Annotated in this window: 15 protein-coding genes and 1 pseudogene; 13 read left to right on the forward strand and 3 right to left on the reverse strand. The window is 58.7% G+C overall.

The window, feature by feature from the left end:
• A pseudogene (locus QWI18_RS23715) lies at window positions 1–273 on the forward strand (hypothetical protein); the annotation flags it as partial.
• An 86-nt stretch (window positions 274–359) separates the two neighbouring features.
• Here the strand turns inward: QWI18_RS23715 and QWI18_RS23720 are convergent.
• Together QWI18_RS23720 and QWI18_RS23725 are read right to left on the reverse strand one after the other, a co-directional pair.
• Complete coding sequence (locus QWI18_RS23720; RefSeq protein WP_369320015.1) at window positions 360–1,580, reverse strand: CaiB/BaiF CoA transferase family protein; 1,221 nt, start codon at window positions 1,578–1,580, stop codon at window positions 360–362.
• 10 nt (window positions 1,581–1,590) lie between these two features.
• Entirely contained in the window at window positions 1,591–2,772 is a 1,182-nt protein-coding gene (locus QWI18_RS23725) for an acyl-CoA dehydrogenase (RefSeq protein WP_296307517.1), read from the reverse strand.
• A 173-nt stretch (window positions 2,773–2,945) separates the two neighbouring features.
• On the opposite strand from QWI18_RS23725, the gene QWI18_RS23730 reads away from it, so the two are divergent.
• The 10 genes from QWI18_RS23730 to QWI18_RS23775 all read left to right on the forward strand — a co-directional run bounded on the left by QWI18_RS23730 (window position 2,946) and on the right by QWI18_RS23775 (window position 12,802).
• The gene (locus QWI18_RS23730; protein ID WP_192130532.1) at window positions 2,946–3,842 is read left to right on the forward strand and encodes a LysR family transcriptional regulator; all 897 of its coding nucleotides are present in this window, start codon (window positions 2,946–2,948) and stop codon (window positions 3,840–3,842) included.
• Between the two features lie 425 nt (window positions 3,843–4,267).
• Window positions 4,268–5,389: a Re/Si-specific NAD(P)(+) transhydrogenase subunit alpha gene (locus tag QWI18_RS23735; protein ID WP_192130533.1), complete on the forward strand. Its 1,122-nt coding sequence runs from the start codon at window positions 4,268–4,270 to the stop codon at window positions 5,387–5,389.
• A gap of 11 nt (window positions 5,390–5,400) precedes the next feature.
• Window positions 5,401–5,721 carry an NAD(P) transhydrogenase subunit alpha gene (locus QWI18_RS23740; protein ID WP_074892477.1) on the forward strand — a complete coding sequence of 107 codons (321 nt, stop codon included), beginning with the start codon at window positions 5,401–5,403 and terminating at the stop codon, window positions 5,719–5,721.
• Window positions 5,721–7,166, forward strand: a complete 1,446-nt coding sequence (locus QWI18_RS23745; RefSeq protein WP_192130534.1) for an NAD(P)(+) transhydrogenase (Re/Si-specific) subunit beta — start codon at window positions 5,721–5,723, stop codon at window positions 7,164–7,166. The genes QWI18_RS23740 and QWI18_RS23745 overlap by 1 nt, the downstream gene beginning before the upstream one ends.
• Window positions 7,167–7,352: 186 nt before the next feature.
• Complete coding sequence (locus QWI18_RS23750; RefSeq protein ID WP_192130535.1) at window positions 7,353–8,846, forward strand: acetyl-CoA hydrolase/transferase family protein; 1,494 nt, start codon at window positions 7,353–7,355, stop codon at window positions 8,844–8,846.
• A gap of 319 nt (window positions 8,847–9,165) precedes the next feature.
• Window positions 9,166–9,381 carry a DUF1127 domain-containing protein gene (locus QWI18_RS23755; protein ID WP_093466716.1) on the forward strand — a complete coding sequence of 72 codons (216 nt, stop codon included), beginning with the start codon at window positions 9,166–9,168 and terminating at the stop codon, window positions 9,379–9,381.
• 365 nt (window positions 9,382–9,746) lie between these two features.
• Window positions 9,747–10,064, forward strand: a complete 318-nt coding sequence (locus tag QWI18_RS23760) for a DUF2388 domain-containing protein (protein WP_133774179.1) — start codon at window positions 9,747–9,749, stop codon at window positions 10,062–10,064.
• A 116-nt stretch (window positions 10,065–10,180) separates the two neighbouring features.
• The gene (locus QWI18_RS23765; RefSeq protein ID WP_192130536.1) at window positions 10,181–10,486 is read left to right on the forward strand and encodes a DUF2388 domain-containing protein; all 306 of its coding nucleotides are present in this window, start codon (window positions 10,181–10,183) and stop codon (window positions 10,484–10,486) included.
• A gap of 37 nt (window positions 10,487–10,523) precedes the next feature.
• Window positions 10,524–10,844, forward strand: coding sequence for a DUF2388 domain-containing protein (locus QWI18_RS23770; RefSeq protein WP_065987895.1), 321 nt, complete (start codon window positions 10,524–10,526; stop codon window positions 10,842–10,844).
• The gene (locus QWI18_RS23775; protein WP_369320016.1) at window positions 10,841–12,802 is read left to right on the forward strand and encodes a DUF4105 domain-containing protein; all 1,962 of its coding nucleotides are present in this window, start codon (window positions 10,841–10,843) and stop codon (window positions 12,800–12,802) included. The genes QWI18_RS23770 and QWI18_RS23775 overlap by 4 nt, the downstream gene beginning before the upstream one ends.
• A 30-nt stretch (window positions 12,803–12,832) precedes the next feature.
• On the opposite strand, the gene QWI18_RS23780 is transcribed toward QWI18_RS23775, so the two are convergent.
• Window positions 12,833–13,234 carry a GFA family protein gene (locus tag QWI18_RS23780; RefSeq protein WP_192130538.1) on the reverse strand — a complete coding sequence of 134 codons (402 nt, stop codon included), beginning with the start codon at window positions 13,232–13,234 and terminating at the stop codon, window positions 12,833–12,835.
• A 321-nt stretch (window positions 13,235–13,555) separates the two neighbouring features.
• On the opposite strand from QWI18_RS23780, the gene QWI18_RS23785 reads away from it, so the two are divergent.
• Both QWI18_RS23785 and QWI18_RS23790 read left to right on the forward strand, forming a co-directional pair.
• Window positions 13,556–14,863 (forward strand): CitMHS family transporter, encoded by a 1,308-nt coding sequence (locus tag QWI18_RS23785; RefSeq protein WP_065987898.1) that lies wholly within the window; start codon window positions 13,556–13,558, stop codon window positions 14,861–14,863.
• Window positions 14,864–14,929: 66 nt separating this feature from the next.
• Window positions 14,930–15,697 carry a TerC family protein gene (locus QWI18_RS23790; RefSeq protein ID WP_065987900.1) on the forward strand — a complete coding sequence of 256 codons (768 nt, stop codon included), beginning with the start codon at window positions 14,930–14,932 and terminating at the stop codon, window positions 15,695–15,697.
• The last annotated feature ends 83 nt before the right edge of the window (window positions 15,698–15,780 follow it).

Here is a 15,780-nt window from a genome sequence, read left to right on the forward strand (position 1 = left end):
AAGTTTTCAAAGTTTCCTGATCAACTTCAACCACTTGCGCTTCGTTCGACTTGGCGTCTCACGTCAGCGGGAGGCGAATTCTACAGCGTTACAACCTGCTGTCAACTGCCTTTTTCACCGCTGTCGATTCAAGCATCTGAACCGAAGCACTCCTCGCTGCTTACTTCGTCCAACCCTTTGATTATCAAGGAGTTTTCCGTTTCGTCTGCGCCGGAAGTGGGGCGAATTATAGACAGATCCAGAGGGGCGTCAACACCTAATTTGAACTTTTAATAAAAAAGCTAAAACTCCAATGAATTCCTGTACTTCCTTCTGTTTATATAGAGACCAGCCAATCAGACCCGCCAGAGCATCAGCTCTTAAACAACACCCGCTTCGCGCAGTTTCATCACATCAGCGTCTAATAAGCCCAGTACGCCGGTGAGAACCTCCCACGTATGCTCTCCCAACAACGGCGGCGCACGCCGATATTCAACAGGCGTCGCTGATAAACGGATAGGGCTGGCGACTTGAGGAACCGTCCCGCCCAACGCATGCGGCAAGTCCACCTGCAAACCGCGGAACTGCACCTGCGGATCTGCGAATACCTGAGCGACATCATTAATAGGCCCACACGGTACGCCAGCCCCTTCCAACGCCATGACCCATTCGGCCGTAGTCTTGAAGACGGTGGCCTGCCGAATCAGCGGGATCAGCTCGGCGCGATGCGCCACGCGCTGCTTATTAGTCGCAAATCGCGGATCGACGGCCCACTGCGGTTGCCCCGCCACTTCTGCGAATTTGCGGAACTGGCTGTCGTTCCCAACCGTGAGAATGAAATCGCCGTCGGCAGTGGGAAAATCCTGGTAGGGCACGATGTTCGGATGAGCATTACCCAGTCGCCTTGGGGAGACGCCTGTCGTCAGGTAATTCATCGCCTGATTCGCGAGGCAGGCGACCTGCACATCCAGCAATGCCATATCGATGTGCTGACCAACCCCTCCCTGATCCCGATGCGCCAGAGCAGCAAGAATCGCGGAGGTCGAATACAGCCCTGTCAGAATATCCGTCAGCGCCACGCCGACCTTGACCGGCCCCCCGCCATCTTCACCCTCGGCCCGGCCGGTAAGGCTCATTAGCCCACCGAGCCCTTGGATCATGAAGTCGTAACCTGCCCGCTTGGCGTAGGGCCCCGTCTGACCGAACCCGGTAATCGAGCAATAGATGAGCCTGGGATTTTCCAACTGCAGCGATTCGTAGTCCAGACCGTAAGCCTTCAATCCGCCAACCTTGAAGTTCTCGATGACGATATCGGACCTCGCCGCCAGCTCCCTAACCAGCCTCTGCCCTTCAGGCTGAGTGAAGTCTATGGTGACGGACTGTTTGTTACGGTTGGCAGACAGGTAGTAGGCAGCTTCGGACGTGTTTTCTCCGCGCGGATCCTTCAGAAAGGGCGGTCCCCAGGCGCGCGTGTCGTCGCCATTGCCCGGGCGCTCGACCTTGATCACCTCCGCACCCAGGTCAGCCAGAATCTGTCCTGCCCACGGGCCGGCGAGCACCCTAGACAAGTCCAGCACACGCAAATGCGATAAAGCGCCCATTGCAGGCTCCTTAATAGAAGGCCTGGATGCCGGTTTGCGCGCGCCCCAGGATGAGCGCATGGACATCATGAGTACCTTCGTAGGTATTGACCACTTCCAGGTTGACCAGATGCCTGGCGATACCGAACTCATCAGAAATGCCGTTGCCGCCCAGCATGTCACGGGCCATACGCGCGATGTCCAGCGACTTGCCGCAGGAGTTGCGTTTCATGATGGAGGTGATTTCCACTGCTGCAGTGCCCTCGTCCTTCATCCGGCCAAGACGCAGGCAGCCTTGAAGCGCCAACGTGATCTCGGTCTGCATGTCTGCGAGCTTTTTCTGAATCAGCTGATTAGCTGCGAGCGGACGGCCGAACTGTTGGCGGTCCAGCGTGTATTGACGCGCGGTGTGCCAGCAAAACTCGGCAGCCCCCAAGGCGCCCCAAGAGATGCCGTAGCGGGCGGAGTTCAGGCACGTGAAAGGCCCTTTTAGACCACGGACGTCCGGGAAGATGTTCTCTTCCGGCACGAACACGTTGTCCATCACGATCTCGCCGGTGATCGAAGCGCGAAGGCCGACTTTGCCGTGAATCGCTGGAGCAGTCAGGCCTTGCCAGCCTTTTTCCAATACGAAGCCGCGGATGTCCCCAGCGTCATCTTTGCCCCAGACAACGAACACGTCGGCGATCGGGCTATTGGTGATCCACATTTTGCTACCGGTCAGTCGATAGCCGCCTTCGACGGTCCGCGCGCGGGTGATCATCGCGCCCGGATCCGAACCATGATTGGGTTCGGTGAGGCCGAAGCAACCGATCCATTCACCGGAGGCGAGTTTTGGCAGGTACTTCTGTTTTTGCGCTTCAGTGCCGAATTCGTTGATAGGCACCATGACCAGGGAGGACTGCACGCTCATCATCGAGCGGTAGCCGGAATCAACGCGCTCGACCTCGCGAGCGATCAAGCCGTAACACACGTAGTTCAGACCGCTACCGCCGTACTGCTCCGGGATCGTGGCTCCGAGAAGGCCTATCTCACCCATCTCGCGGAAGATCGCCGGATCTGTCTTTTCATGCCGGAAGGCCTCAAGCACACGCGGCGCCAGTTTGTCGCTGGCGAACTGCTCGGCGCTGTCGCGGACCATGCGCTCTTCTTCGGTGAGTTGCTGGTCCAGCAACAGGGGATCGATCCAATTGAAACTTGCCTTGCCGCTCATGATTCTCTCCTCACCCAATGCGCTTCCGGACCTGCCGGAAAAGTAATGGAGCGAGCCTAGGCCTGAACCCTTCAAAGGAGCAAACGACGATTTCGCATCATCTTGTGCTAATTTCTCACTCCGAAGCACACCAATCAGCAGTCTGTCCGCCCTTCCGTGTGAGGCAAAGGTACATGCGCCGTAAAATCCCTAGCACCGCTGCGTTGGTAAGCTTCGAGGCAGCGGCGCGGCACGAAAGCTTCACCAAGGCGGCCGAAGAGCTTTCGCTGACCCAGAGCGCGATCTGCCGACAGATCGCCAGCCTGGAAGAGTTCTTGAATGTCGGCCTGTTCCGACGCTCGCGACGGGGCGTAAAGCTCACAGAGGCGGGCCTTTCCTACAGCCGACGCATTGCGACGCAACTCGATGCCGTTGAACGCGACACCTTGTCAGTGATGGGTCATCAGGGCGTCAATGCGATCGAACTCGCGGTGGTGCCTACATTCGGCACGCAATGGCTACTGCCGCGCCTGAAAGATTTTCAGAAGAAACACTCTGACGTCACTATCAACCTGACCAACCGCACGCGCCCCTTTTTGTTCGCGGACACCGAATTCGACGCGGCGATCTATTTTGGGGATGCTGACTGGTCCGGTACCGAATCCCACAGACTGATGGGCGAAAACCCGATGCCAGTCTGCAGCCCCGTGCTGCTTGGGGGACGCCACAGCATCAGCGCTCAAGAACTGGCTGAGATGCCGCTGCTGCAACAGACCACTCGGCCGTACGCCTGGAGGCAATGGTTCAACTCGCTGGACATGGGCGTGGCCCGCGACATGACAGGCCCCCGTTACGAGCTATTCTCAATGCTCGCGCAGGCCGCCATGCACGACATGGGTGTGGCGCTCATCCCGCCGTTTCTTATTCAGCATGAACTGGCCGAGAAGCGCCTGGTGATTGCCAACCCGCACCATCTCTCGAGCACCAAGGCGTACTACTTGATGATTCCGGAGCGCAAAACGGAATCGGCGTCCCTGAAAGCGTTTCGCGACTGGCTGATTCAACAGGCCGACACTTACTCGCTGCCTTAAACGCTCATCTGCGTCTTGAAGATTTCATGTAGTGCTCACACCTAAAAACCTACAGATATCCTGATTTGTCGCATTTACGACACACTTCTCAGCTCAGACCCTAACGCCCCAATAGTCATACGAATAGAGCCCTCCAGCCTGTTTTTAGGTCATTTGATAACCTCGTCGTCGGAAGCCATCTGCGGACTCAAAATTCATAAAAGATCATTAGCATCAGGCACTTGTGCGATTTAGTGCGTCAATCGGTCACAGGGTGACTTGTAGTACATTTTTCGTTCAGTTACAGAAACCCTTGAAGGCCTCTGACATCCCCTGCAAAATGCCGCGCCCGGCTGCTTTAACGGGCGTAGTGATCGCAATTCCAGCCCCCGGGCCGTAGCGCGCTGGCCTCATTAAAGACAATAAGATCACGCAGGAGATTTGACGTGCACATTGGAGTCCCCCTCGAAACCCAGCTTGGTGAAACCCGGGTCGCCGCCACTCCCGAGACCATCAAAAAGCTCATCGCCCAAGGCCACACAGTAACTGTTCAGAACGGCGCGGGCATTGCGGCGAGCGTGACCGACAGTGCCTATGAGGCAGCAGGCGCCTTGGTGGGCAGCGCCGCCGATGCATTCGGTGCCGAACTCATTCTCAAGGTCTCCGCTCCCAGCGACGCTGAACTCCCGCTGATCAAAAGCGGCGCAGTAGTTGTCGGGATGCTCAATCCTTTCAATAACGACATGATCACCAGGCTGGCCGAGCGCGGGATCACCGCCTTTGCCCTCGAAGCGGCGCCACGCACCTCGCGCGCGCAAAGCCTCGACGTGCTGTCTTCCCAAGCCAACATTGCCGGCTATAAGGCTGTCCTGTTGGCAGCGCATCACTACCCACGCTTCATGCCCATGCTGATGACAGCGGCCGGTACGGTGAAAGCAGCCCGGGTGCTGATTCTCGGCGCGGGCGTTGCGGGGCTCCAGGCCATCGCCACTGCCAAACGTCTGGGTGCGGTCATTGAGGCTTCCGACGTACGTCCGGCCGTCAAGGAGCAGATCGAGTCGCTAGGGGCCAAGTTCGTCGACGTGCCGTACGAGACAGACGAAGAGCGCGAGGCTGCCGTGGGCGTCGGCGGTTACGCCCGCCCGATGCCGGCCAGTTGGATGCAGCGTCAGGCAGTGGCCGTGCATGAGCGCGCCAGGCAGGCGGACATCGTGATCACCACGGCGCTGATTCCCGGTCGCAAAGCGCCGGTGCTGTTGAGCGCTGAAACGGTCGCGCAGATGAAACCCGGCTCGGTGGTGATTGATCTGGCTGCAGCGCAGGGCGGCAACTGCCCGCTGACAGTGGCAGACCAAGTGGTAGTCGAGCACGGCGTAACCATCGTCGGCCACACGAATCTGCCTGCCATGGTCGCGGCGGATGCGTCTGCTCTTTATGCACGCAACCTGCTGGACTTCATGAAGCTGCTCTTCAACCAGGAAGGACAGTTCCAGATCAACCTCGAAGACGACATCGTTGCCGCGTGCCTTATGTGCCGCGATGGCCAAGTCATCCGCAAGAACGGCTGAGGATAAAAATAATGGAAGAGTTCATCTCACCCGGGATCTACAACCTGATCATTTTCGTGCTGGCCATTTATGTCGGCTACCACGTGGTCTGGAACGTGACGCCTGCGCTGCATACCCCGTTGATGGCGGTTACTAACGCTATCTCGGCCATCGTCATCGTCGGCGCCATGCTGGCCGCAGCGCTGACAGTAACGCCACTGGGCAAAACCATGGGCACACTGGCGGTCGCGCTGGCCGCCGTTAACGTCTTCGGCGGTTTTCTGGTCACCCGGCGGATGCTGGAGATGTTCAAAAAGAAAGCGCCCAAGGTTAAAGACGAGGTAGCCAAGTAATGAGCATGAACCTCGTCACATTGCTGTACCTGGTCTCGGCCATCTGCTTCATCCAGGCGCTGAAGGGCTTGTCTCACCCGACCACATCGCGTCGAGGCAACCTGTTCGGCATGCTCGGTATGGGGCTGGCTGTTCTCACCACGATCGGACTCGTGCTCAAACTGGCCGCGTTGTCCACCGACGGTGCCAGCGCAGGCATCGGCTACATCCTTATCGGTCTGCTGGTCGGTGGCACTGCCGGTTCGATCATGGCCAAGCGCGTCGAGATGACCAAGATGCCGGAGCTGGTCGCCTTCATGCACAGCATGATTGGTCTGGCAGCCGTGTTTATCGCCATCGCTGCCGTGGTCGAGCCACAGTCGCTGGGCATCGTTCACCACCTGGGCGATCCGATTCCTGCGGGCAACCGCCTGGAGCTGTTTCTTGGCGCGGCAATCGGCGCGATCACTTTCTCGGGTTCGGTTATCGCCTTTGGCAAGTTGTCGGGCAAGTACAAGTTCCGCTTGTTTCAGGGCGCGCCGGTGCAGTTTGCCGGTCAGCACAAACTCAATCTGATTCTGGGCTTGGCAACACTGCTGTTCGGCATCACGTTCATGCTGACGGGCAGCCTGTTCGCGTTCAGCATCATGCTGATCCTCGCGTTCGTGATCGGCGTGCTGCTGATCATTCCGATTGGTGGCGCAGACATGCCCGTCGTGGTGTCGATGCTCAACAGTTACTCAGGCTGGGCAGCAGCGGGTATTGGCTTCTCGCTGAACAACTCGATGCTGATCATCGCCGGCTCGCTGGTTGGCTCCTCCGGTGCGATTCTGTCGTACATCATGTGCAAGGCGATGAACCGCTCGTTCTTCAACGTGATCGGTGGCGGCTTTGGTGGCGCAGCAGATGCCGGTGCCGCGAGCGGCACCAAGGAAGCCCGCCCGGTCAAATCGGGATCGGCTGACGACGCGACCTTCCTGCTGACCAACGCTGATACCGTGATCATCGTGCCGGGATACGGGCTGGCAGTCGCTCGAGCCCAACACGCGCTTAAAGAGTTGACAGAAAAGCTGACCCACGCGGGCGTCACGGTGAAGTACGCGATCCATCCGGTGGCCGGTCGGATGCCGGGGCACATGAACGTACTGCTGGCGGAGGCCGAGGTGCCTTACGATCAGGTGTTCGAGATGGAGGACATCAACTCCGAATTCGGTCAGGCGGATGTCGTCCTGGTGCTTGGCGCCAACGATGTGGTCAATCCGGCGGCCAAGAACGATCCAAAGTCGCCGATTGCCGGCATGCCGATCCTTGAGGCGTACAAGGCCAAGACCATCATCGTCAACAAGCGCTCCATGGCCAGCGGCTATGCAGGCCTGGATAACGAACTGTTCTATCTGGACAAAACCATGATGGTTTTTGGTGACGCCAAAAAGGTTATCGAGGACATGGTCAAAGCGATCGAATAACCGCTGCAAACCGCAATAAAACAACCCTCGGCGCAGGTAGTGGTCGAGGGTTTTTTACAGCCTGGGTAAAAGTGTTTCTCGCGCAGAGGCGCTAATTAGAGCCTTTATTGCGACCTTGGTAGCGGGACGAACAAGCTTCAACTCTCTAGACTTCGCTCACGCATCTTTGTCATGAGATCAAACAACATGCACCGTGAACGAATCCGTCTGCCCTCGCTGATGAGCAAGATAATGAGCGCGGCCGACGCCGCTTCCCTGATCAAGGACGGCATGACCGTCGGCATGAGCGGCTTCACCCGCGCCGGCGAAGCCAAGGCCGTACCCCAGGCGCTGGCTGAACGCGCCAAGACAGTTCCGCTGAAGATCAGCCTGATGACGGGCGCCAGCCTGGGCAACGATTTGGACAAGCAACTCACCGAAGCCGGCGTGCTCTCCCGGCGCATGCCGTTTCAGGTCGACAGCACCCTGCGCAAGGCCATCAACGACGGCACCGTGATGTTCATCGACCAGCATCTGTCGGACACCGTCGAGCAGTTGCGCAATCGCCAGATCAAGGCCGTGGATATCGCCGTGATTGAATGTGTGGCGATCACCGAGGAAGGGCACCTGGTGCTCAGCACGTCCGTTGGCAACTCGGCGAGCTTCGCCATCCTTGCTGAACACGTGATCATCGAGATCAACCTCGCCCAGCCTCTGGAGCTCGAGGGACTGCATGACATCTATATACCCACTTACCGACCAACACGCCTGCCGATCCCGGTGCTGAAGACGGACACCCGAATCGGCAGCCAGGCCGTGAAGATCGATCCGGCCAAGATCGTGGGGATCGTGATCAGCAATCAACCGGACTCGCCGTCGACGGTATTGCCGGCAGACACCGACACTCAGGCTATCGCGGGCCACTTGGTCGAGTTTTTCAAGAACGAAGTGCGGTTGAACCGCCTGACCAATCAGCTGATGCCGCTGCAGGCCGGGGTAGGCACGATCGCCAATGCCGTCATGACAGGGCTGATCGATTCGCCCTTTCATGGCATGACCATGTATTCGGAAGTGCTGCAGGACTCAACGTTCGACCTGTTCGAGGCGGGCAAGCTGGATTTTGCTTCGGGCTGCTCCATGACGCTGTCGGAACGTAAGCATGCTGCGGTCTATGAAAACCTCGAGCAGTACAGATCCAGACTGTTATTGCGGCCTCAGGAAATCTCGAACCATCCAGAGGTTGTCCGCCGCTTGGGCATTATTGGTATCAACACCGCCCTGGAGTTCGACCTGTACGGCAACGTCAACTCCACACACGTGGGTGGCACGCGGATGATGAACGGGATCGGGGGTTCGGGGGATTTCGCGCGTAACGCCCATCTCGCCATTTTCGTGACCAAGTCCATCGCCAAAGCCGGGGCGATCTCAAGTGTGGTGCCTATGGTCAGCCATGTAGACCACACCGAGCACGACGTGGACATTCTGGTGACTGAGATCGGACTGGCAGACCTGCGCGGCCTGGCGCCCCGCGAACGCGCCCGGGTCATCATCGACAACTGTGTGCACCCGGCCTATCGCGAGGCGCTGAATGACTACTTCCGCCGCGCCTGCGCAATTGGCGGTCACACTCCGCACGTTCTGCGCGACGCACTCAGTTGGCACCTGAACCTGGAAGAAACCGGCCGCATGTTGGCGATCTGAACACACAGTTTCAACGTGGCGGCGACCTTTCGTCGTCACAGTTCGCGAACTGAACGCAAATCCGGCAAAAACTGTACTGCTGTACGGGTGATTTGGCTGATGTAAAACCGCAAATCATCCGTGCGAGTATCCAAAAAGCACACTTCTGGTGCAGACCCGTACAGTTGCCCCACTTCCGAACAAAACAGTGGTCTTTAACAGTTAACTGGAGCAGCACAATACAAATGAACTGTGTCTAGAGAGAGAAGGGCAATGAGAGGAATATTGTCACCAATCAAGTCACTCTCTAATCCCGCCACAAGCGGAAGGAAGAAGCATCATGGAACGCACCGTCAGTTCCGAACTGTTCTACGAAGACACCGCAAAAACCGCACAAGCCTCGTTGCCGCTGCGCATGTTCGCCAACCTGATGCTCTGGCAGCGTCGCCTGTCCAGCCGTCATCAGCTGGCTCGTCTGGATGCACGCTTGCTGGCTGACGCCGGTATCAGCGAATCCCAGCGTTACGAAGAGCTGAGCAAGCCGTTCTGGCGCTAATCTAGCGTCTGCTGGTCGCAGGCTACGTGCCTCTCACCAGCATCCTGAATTGTTCAAACAAAACCCGTCAGCAGGTTACTGCTGACGGGTTTTGTCGCTTCAGGCCGGGAGAAATAGCAAGGCAACCCCAACCAGTACAGTTTCCACAACCTTTTCAACACACCCATACAGCCTAATAGTTACGGGCGATTTAGGCAGGTATTGGCTGTATCGCGGCAACTGGCATAAGGCCGGGATGGTTCGCGCGCCCGCTTATAAGCTAATCTTGCGCCACCTTGAGCACGCACTCGCGAGACAGCTATCGCTGAGCTTCCGATTTAAGCGTCAGTGGTTTTCGAATCCCGTTATTTTGGAGTGCCTACATGATGTCCCGCGTTCGTCTGTTAAGTGCCGCTTTCCTGATCGTTGCCGCCACTGGAGCCCAGGCTTCCAGTTTCGTGGTCACCACCGACACCATTGTCCGTGCGCTCGATGCTTCGTCCAATGCCACGTCAAAAATTTCCTCCTCCTTTCATGACGACAAGATCGTCCTGGCCGCCCGCGACGACGCTGCAAGCTTCGTTGCCAGCGAAGGCGAGATCCGTGGCGTGAAGCTTCAGGGCGCCTTGCAACACATCCGCGAGGTTGCACCGGGCCTGCAAGCGTCGGATGCGCAACTGGCGCAGGCGATTCTTGCCATCTGATTCAGTACCGCGACAGATTTATCCAGCCCACGCCCGGGCCTTTGCACTAGCTCTGGCCCGGGTGTTGCGCTAGCCTTGCAACCCATACCGCAGACCCCGAACAGCCCTGAATAGCCATGCATCCGTTGTCTCGCCCAGTGCTTGCCGTCATCGCCACCTTGAGTATTTCCACTCAGGTTCTGGCGTTTGACGTGACCACACAGAGCCTGGTCAAAACCGGATACGCCACCAGCCAGGTGACGACAGGGCCGTTCGATAGCAAGTTGATAATTGCCGCCCAGGATGATGCTGCAGTGTTTGTCGCCAGTGACGGCCAACTGCGAGGAGCACGACTGGAATCGGCGCTGGCGTACCTGCGTCAATCCCATCCAAAACTTCATGCAAGCGACCTTGAACTGGCGCAGGCAATCCTCGTCCAATAGTCACTTTTTTGTAACTTCCGTATTTTGGAGACGTTCCATGCGTACCCCGTTGATCGCTGCCGCCCTCGGCCTGCTCTTGCTGACTGACATGGCACAGGCGCAAACCCTCAAGGCCACCAGTAACATCGTCGTTCGCGCCCTCGGCCGCAGCATCGATTTCACCTCCGACACCACCTCATCCGTGCGCAACTGGAAACTCGTGCTTGAAGCCCGTGACGACGCCGCCAGCTACGTCGCCAGCAACGGTGATATCCATGGCGCACTGCTGGACGCAGCCTTCATGACATTGCGCGATCGTTTGCCTGAAGCGCGCAACGCCAGCGATCAGGACCTCGCCGAGGCCATCCTCGCACTGTGAAACACCTCGCTGTCTGGCTGCTGACGTCGGCGCTCACGCTGATCTGCACGAGCGCCTTCGCCGACCTCAGCCTGTCGCTGCATACCGACGGGCTCAGTCCTGCTCAACAAAAGGCCAGCCAGACATTGCTCGACGAAGCCATGGCGCACCTGCCGCCACTGTTTGTCAGCAAGCTTGATAGAAAGGTCGAAGTGCATTGGACCGACGACATGCCGTCCAATGCCTACGGTCGTGCAGACGGCCCTTACCGTCTGGACCTGAATCAGCACCTGCTCGCAGGCCTGACCGACGGCAGCGCTGCAACGACCCGAACCAACCGTCCTCATGGCACCGTGCGCGAAGAAATGCTCGCCACGGTGCTGCATGAGCTGACCCACATTTATGATCACGCGCAGCTCTGGTCCACTGAAGACCGCAAGCTGATTGTCGCGTGTACCCGGCAGGGCAAGAGCGTGGGCAAAGTCGGCCTGCGTGACAGTTGCCGGGGGCAGACCGACCGACGCTTCACGTTGAGTGATGATCCGCGCCTTCTGGATCTGGCGGGATGGCCGCAATACGTCGGCCGCCGCGGTGACAGGGAAGAGCGCAATGGCCAGGTCGCGCGCAGCCCCGACATCTACGAAATCAGCAGCCCGCTGGAATTCGTTGCGGTGAACATGGAGTATTTCCTCCTCGATCCCGCCTACGCCTGTCGCCGTCCGGCGCTGTACGACTATTACAAGGCTCGTTTCGACTGGGCGCCCGCGACGAAGGATCAGTGTCCGACGTCCTATCCTTACCTCAACGCCGGAAACGACTTCGCCCGACAGCCGTTGGGCAAGCTCGACCCCGAGCGGGTGTACGAAGTCGATTACCTGCTGGCCGAGGCCAACCAGAATCTGGCGAGCCGTTGGGGCCATAGCATGTTGCGGCTGGTGATCTGCAAGCCCGGTCGCCCGCGTGGCCCCGACTGCCGACTCGACCTTGATCAGCATTTGGTGCTGTCGTATCGCGCTTTTGTCAACGACCTGCAACTGTCCAGCTGGAGCGGCCTGACCGGCAAGTATCCGTCGCGCCTGTTTGTCCTGCCGCTGGGTCAGGTGATCGATGAGTACACCAAGACCGAACTGCGCGGCCTGGCCTCGGTCCCGCTGAAACTGTCCCGTGAAGAGATCAACGGTCTGGTTCAGCACGCTGCGGAGATGCACTGGGCCTATGACGGGGATTACTGGTTCCTGTCCAATAACTGCGCGGTGGAAAACCTGAAGTTGCTGCGCAGTGGCACTAACGATCCGCGGCTTGTCGGGCTGGACAGCATCATGCCCAACGGACTTCTGGAAGTGCTGAAGGGCAGGGGGCTGGCGGACACCAGCGTGCTGGACGATCCCAAGAAAGCGCTGCGCATGGGCTACCGCTTCGACTCGTACCGCGACCGTTATCAGGCGATGTTCGATGTGCTGCGCAAGACCACCAGCGTCAAGCAAACCACAGTGGAAGACTGGCTGGCTCTGACACCGCAAGAGCGACGCCCTTACTTTGCGCAGGCCGATTTGCGCACCAGCGCTGCAATGTTGCTGTTGGAGCAGGCCGGGCTGCGTCGTCAATTATTGCTGGCGCAGGATGAGGTCAAGCAGCGATACCTCAGTGCCGTGGAGCAGAAGGACAACGGCGTGTCCAAAGCGACCGGCACGCTGCAGGACATTCTGGCCAACAGCGGATTTTTGAGTCGCCCCGCAGAATTGCTCGGCAGCGGCGGCTACGGTCTGCCGCAGGAAGGCGAGTGGGAGCGTCTGGAAAACGAGAGCAGCCAGCGGCAGAAACAGCTGCAACGGCTCAGCGGCGATCTGGACACAGAGGTGAGGGCGCTGCTTGATCCCGACCGCGCCGCCGAGATTGCAGCGACCGAAGACAACCTCAAGCAGGTCGGCGAGCACCTGCGGGCATTGCACAAGGCATCGGGCGGGCTGGAGCTGCCTTGATCGTTGCGCAGCGGCACGGCCCGCAATGATTCAGGCAGTTTCCCCGGGCTCACCCGGCAAATGCTCGTCCAGGTGCAGCCAGGGCAGGCGGCTGTCGGTCCAGATGTGTCGATCGGCAGGCGTCAGCTCCGGATGATCAAGAGTCGCGATGGTCACGTCCATGGTCTCCGGACTGTTGCGGCTGAACAGTGCGACCTGCGCCCCACAGTTATTGCAGAAATACCTCACACACGTCGCACCTGAATCATAAGTAGTGGGACTGCCCGCCAGCCATTTGAAGGCTTCGACCGGCACGCTGGTCCACGTCATCACGATGCCGCCTGACGTGCGCCGACAAATCGAACAGTGGCAGTGGGCAACGTCATCCACGGGGCCATCGAGTTGGTAACGCAGATTGCCGCAATGGCATCCACCGGTATGCAATTCACTCATGAGCATTCTCCAGGTTATGTAGGGGTCTGACCGCATCCGAGGTCGATAACTCAAATTCCCGATCGTCAACTCGCGAAGTGCAGCGAAAGCTGGCTGAAAGCTTCCCCGTTTAGCATCACCTCACCGCCGGCGACAGACCGGTCGGCCAGGACGAACGCGCTTGACGTTCTCCGGCCCATCTACAACAACAATTAGGTGATTCCCGATGCTTGCATGTGCCCTGCAGTACCCCCTCCGTAATCCCCGACTCCACGCGCCGCTCGTTTTGAGCTGATCGATTCGTCTCGTCTGTTCCCCGCCGCGTAACGCTGGAGTATTGCTATGTTGACCTTCCTCGGCTTCGCCATGGTCGTCGCCTTCATGTACCTGATCATGAGCAAGCGCCTGTCAGCGCTGATTGCCTTGATCATCGTTCCTATCGTATTTGCCCTGTTCGGAGGCTTCGCCTCGGAAATCGGCCCAATGATGCTTGCGGGCATCACCAAGCTTGCGCCAACGGGCGTGATGCTGATGTTCGCCATCCTTTATTTCGCACTGATGATCGACTCCGGGCTGTTCGACCCGGCCGTGCGCAAGATCCTCAAGCTGGTGAAGGGCGACCCGGTAAAAGTGTCGGTCGGTACGGCGGTGCTGGCGCTGGTTGTCTCGCTGGACGGTGACGGCGCCACGACGTACATGATCTGCGTGGCCGCCATGTTGCCGCTGTACAGCCGTCTGGGCATGAGCCCGCGCATCATGGCCGGCTTGATCATTCTGGCCGGCGGCGTGATGAACATGACGCCATGGGGCGGCCCGACCGCGCGTGCGGCGAGCGCCCTGCATGTCGATCCATCCGACATCTTCGTGCCAATGATTCCGGCAATGCTGGCGGGCGTCGTGGCAATCCTGGTGATCGCCTACTTCTACGGCAAACGCGAGCGTGCGCGCCTGGGTGAACTGCACCTGCCCGGTGACGAAGTCGACCACAGCGACATCAGCGTTTCGCAGTTTCCCGAAGCCCGTCGTCCCAAGCTGATCTGGTTCAACGCTGCTCTGACGCTGGTATTGATGGTCGCGCTGATCATGGGCTTGCTGCCACTGCCGGTGCTATTCATGATCGCATTCAGTATCGCCATGATCGTCAACTACCCGTGCCTGCAAGCGCAGAAAGACCGCGTAGCGGCCCACGCCGGCAGCGTGCTGGCGGTGGTCGGACTGATTTTTGCTGCGGGGATCTTTACCGGTATCCTGTCCGGCACCGGAATGGTCGACGCGATGTCGAAGAGCCTGCTGGCAGTGATCCCGGACGCGATGGGCCCTTACCTGGCCGTGATCACTGCCGTTGTCAGCATGCCGTTCACCTTCTTCATGTCCAATGATGCGTTCTACTACGGCGTGCTGCCGGTCCTCGCCGAAGCTGCTTCGCATTACGGCATCAGCCCGGTGGAAATGGCACGTGCCTCGATCGTCGGCCAGCCCGTCCACCTGTTGAGTCCGCTGGTGCCGTCGACGTATCTGCTGGTGGCACTGGCGGGCATCGAGTTCGGTGATCACCAGCGCTTTACCCTCAAATGGGCCGTGCTGGTGTGCGTGTGCATTCTGATCGCTGCGCTGCTGATGGGGATTTTCCCGTTCTTCAGCAGTCTATAACGCAACTCAACGCTCCCTCTGGCGCCGCCGCGCCAGCGGGAATACGAACGCTTAAAGGAATACGTAATGGAATGGCTGACCAACCCTGAGATCTGGGTTGCTTTCTTCACGCTGACTGCCCTGGAAATCGTGCTGGGCATCGACAACATCATCATGATCTCGATCTTGGTCAGCCGCATGCCCAAGGCGATGCAGCCGCGCACCCGTATCTTCGGTCTGGCGCTGGCGATGGTGACGCGGATTCTGCTGCTGCTGTCGATCACCTGGGTCATGCGCCTCACCGACGACCTGTTCGTGGTATGGGGGCAGGGCATTTCCGGACGCGACCTGATCCTGTTCTTCGGTGGTCTGTTTCTGTTGTGGAAGAGCTCGCAGGAGATCTATCACGGCATGGAAGGCGAGGAAGAGTCGCTGGACGAGCCGAAAGGCAAGGGCGGCATGTTCCTGTACACCATCCTTCAGATTGCAATCATCGACATCGTATTCTCGCTGGATTCGGTCATCACCGCTGTCGGTATGGTGTCCCATGTACCGGTGATGGTCGCGGCGATCATCGTGGCGGTACTGATCATGATGCTGTGCGCGGGCGTCATCAGCGACTTCATCGAGAAGCACCCATCGCTGAAGATGCTGGCGCTGTCGTTCCTGATCGTCGTGGGTACCGTGCTGATTGCCGAGTCGTTCGATGTGCATGTGCCGAAGGGCTACGTCTACTTCGCCATGGCGTTCTCGCTGGCGGTCGAAGCGATCAACATCAAGATGCGCACGTCGATGGCGAAGAAGCGCAAGATGCAGGACCCGGTGAAACTTCACAAAGACGTGCCGGGTCAATAACGTCCGCCGCACAGACGTCAAAGCAACGGGGCTGTGAATGCCCCGTTTTTTATTGGCAAGGCGTGAAGGTGCTGCGTCCAAAC

The organism is Pseudomonas sp. W2Oct36, assembly GCF_041060465.1.
GTDB lineage: Bacteria > Pseudomonadota > Gammaproteobacteria > Pseudomonadales > Pseudomonadaceae > Aquipseudomonas > Aquipseudomonas graminis_B.

Excerpts from the sequence above, each read along its gene's own strand:
- QWI18_RS23720 (WP_369320015.1), bottom strand. The coding sequence starts at position 1,580 with ATGGGCGCTTTATCGCATTTGCGTGTGCTGGACTTGTCTAGGGTGCTC.
- QWI18_RS23725 (WP_296307517.1), bottom strand. The coding sequence starts at position 2,772 with ATGAGCGGCAAGGCAAGTTTCAATTGGATCGATCCCCTGTTGCTGGAC.
- QWI18_RS23730 (WP_192130532.1), top strand. The coding sequence starts at position 2,946 with ATGCGCCGTAAAATCCCTAGCACCGCTGCGTTGGTAAGCTTCGAGGCA.
- QWI18_RS23740 (WP_074892477.1), top strand. The coding sequence starts at position 5,401 with ATGGAAGAGTTCATCTCACCCGGGATCTACAACCTGATCATTTTCGTG.
- QWI18_RS23745 (WP_192130534.1), top strand. The coding sequence starts at position 5,721 with ATGAGCATGAACCTCGTCACATTGCTGTACCTGGTCTCGGCCATCTGC.
- QWI18_RS23750 (WP_192130535.1), top strand. The coding sequence starts at position 7,353 with ATGCACCGTGAACGAATCCGTCTGCCCTCGCTGATGAGCAAGATAATG.
- QWI18_RS23755 (WP_093466716.1), top strand. The coding sequence starts at position 9,166 with ATGGAACGCACCGTCAGTTCCGAACTGTTCTACGAAGACACCGCAAAA.
- QWI18_RS23760 (WP_133774179.1), top strand. The coding sequence starts at position 9,747 with ATGTCCCGCGTTCGTCTGTTAAGTGCCGCTTTCCTGATCGTTGCCGCC.
- QWI18_RS23765 (WP_192130536.1), top strand. The coding sequence starts at position 10,181 with ATGCATCCGTTGTCTCGCCCAGTGCTTGCCGTCATCGCCACCTTGAGT.
- QWI18_RS23770 (WP_065987895.1), top strand. The coding sequence starts at position 10,524 with ATGCGTACCCCGTTGATCGCTGCCGCCCTCGGCCTGCTCTTGCTGACT.
- QWI18_RS23780 (WP_192130538.1), bottom strand. The coding sequence starts at position 13,234 with ATGAGTGAATTGCATACCGGTGGATGCCATTGCGGCAATCTGCGTTAC.
- QWI18_RS23785 (WP_065987898.1), top strand. The coding sequence starts at position 13,556 with ATGTTGACCTTCCTCGGCTTCGCCATGGTCGTCGCCTTCATGTACCTG.
- QWI18_RS23790 (WP_065987900.1), top strand. The coding sequence starts at position 14,930 with ATGGAATGGCTGACCAACCCTGAGATCTGGGTTGCTTTCTTCACGCTG.